1 protein-coding gene is annotated in these 2,189 nt (G+C 60.4%); it reads left to right on the top strand.

Annotated features, from left to right (window positions below):
* Nucleotides 1–813: 813 nt before the first annotated feature.
* Nucleotides 814–2,189, top strand: a 1,376-nt coding sequence (locus WCA53_RS12480) for a DEAD/DEAH box helicase (RefSeq protein WP_423910125.1), incomplete at its 3' end; no start/stop codon positions are given.

The following is a 2,189-nucleotide window of genomic DNA, read 5'->3' as shown; positions in this document are numbered from 1 at the left end:
TACCCAAAACAGCGTGGTTTGCCGCCCGCCTTGCCGCTGGCGTTACGCTACCGGCAACGGGGTGGGGGCCGTAGAGGCGAAGCGTGTGCGTGCCGTTTGAGCTTGAGGTGGGTGTTCGACTGCGGGTTGAATGATTGGGGCCGTGCTACGTTCGTGCCAAAAACCTGGAGTGAGCGCCGACGACACTTAAAAATTGGCGGTTTAAAACGCGTTTCTTTGCTTCGTTTCTTTGCGCGTTTGCAAAGAAATGAAGTCCCGCCCCGGACAGGGGCTAACAGAATAAGCAAGAAAATCCGGCTTAAGCAGAACGACCACGCTAGAAGAAGGACTCCACCTTAGCCCCACACTCTCCGCGAGCAGCACCCCCTCCAACCCAATCCCCACACTCGCCGCCAGCGCCCCCACGAACACCCAACGCCCGCAGCAGCGCCCCCTGAATCAAACTGTCTTAATATCTGGCGCAGCGCAACAATCCCCGTTATACTGCTGCCTGCGCTTCACTGTGAAGCCAATCTATCGACGAAAGTTGTCAATAGTATTGCAAACAGCGCGGCGCCACGTAGCGTTATGCTCCAATCCAGTTTAGAAACTGTCCCCTCCCTGCTAGGCCTTCTTCGGCCGATCATGCATCAGGCTGACGACAACGCCGCCTCGGCCTGTCGAATCCGATACAGCTTCTAACGAAAAGCTCGCCTTAATTGTTGCGGGCTGCCCCCGTTTTTCGATTTGCTCGCTGCTTCTTTGCTCGCTGAATCCGACGACTTGGGTATGCCGATTGGCGCCAACGCCTTATTCCCCGTTTCAAGGAAAGACATGACTTCGAGCAATACCAACAACAGCCCGCTGGATTCCATCGCTGCACTGGCCCTCGGTGAAGACACGCCCGTGGCACCTGCTGCTTCGGCTTCCCCCGCGGCACCCGCTCCCATTTCGTCGATCGCGCCCGTTGCCGCTGCGATCGCCGTCCAGACTGGCCCGAGCTTCGAGTCGCTCGGCCTGTCCGCTGACATCATTACTGCCCTGACGGCTTCGGGTTATCAAGTGCCGACGCCGGTTCAGCAGCGCGCGATTCCCGCTGCGCTCGCCGGCCGCGACTTGCTGGTTTCCAGCCCGACCGGTTCGGGCAAGACCGCTGCGTTTATGCTGCCCGCTATCGAACGTTTCTCGCAACTCGAAAAAGCCAAGGCCGCCGCGCCGCGCGAACCGCATGACCCGAACGCCCGCCCGGCTCGCCGTACGCAACCGGTTGCCCGTCCGACCATGCTGGTCCTGACCCCGACGCGCGAACTCGCCATGCAGGTGACTGCCGCTGCAACCACGTACGGCAAGCATCTGCGCCGGTTGCGCACGGTCAGCATCCTCGGTGGTGTCGCGTATGGCCAGCAATTGATGCTGCTCGCGAAGAACCCCGAAATCCTGGTTGCCACGCCGGGTCGTTTGCTCGATCACCTGGAACGCGGTCGTATTGACCTGTCGCAGCTGCAAATGCTCGTCCTCGACGAAGCCGACCGCATGCTGGACATGGGTTTCATCGACGACATCGAAACGATCGTTGCTGCTACGCCGGCTTCGCGTCAGACGCTGCTGTTCTCGGCGACCATCGACGGCAAGATCAGCTCGCTGACCGGCCGCCTGTTGAAGAACCCGGAACGCATCGAGATCATCCAGAAGCTCGAAGCGCAGAACAACATTGCGCAAACCGTGCATTACGTCGACGACCGCGATCACAAGGATCGTCTGCTCGATCACCTGTTGCGCGATGCTGGTCTCGACCAGGCCATCGTATTCACCGCGACCAAGAACGACGCCGACCAACTGGCTATCCGCCTGGCCGACGCCGGTTTCGAATCGGCTGCGTTGCACGGCGATCTGCCGCAAGGCGCGCGTAACCGCACGATCCGTGCGCTGCGTGAACGCAAGGTGCGCGTTTTGGTGGCAACGGATGTGGCCGCTCGCGGTATCGATATCCCGGGCATCACGCACGTGTTCAACTACGATCTGCCGAAGTTCGCGGAAGATTACGTTCACCGTATCGGCCGTACGGGCCGTGCTGGTCGCACGGGTACGGCTATCAGCCTCGTGCATCACGCTGAACAAGGCGCGCTCAAGCGTATCGAACGTTTCGTTCGTGTGCCGTTGGCCGTGAGCGTGATCGTTGGTTTTGAACCGCGTCGCTCGGCTTCGTCCGG

Origin of the sequence: Caballeronia sp., from assembly GCF_049581465.1 — a bacterium.
Lineage (GTDB): Bacteria > Pseudomonadota > Gammaproteobacteria > Burkholderiales > Burkholderiaceae > Caballeronia.
The sequence above is the reverse complement of the archived record's forward strand: the minus strand, read 5'-3'. Positions and strand labels throughout refer to the sequence as shown.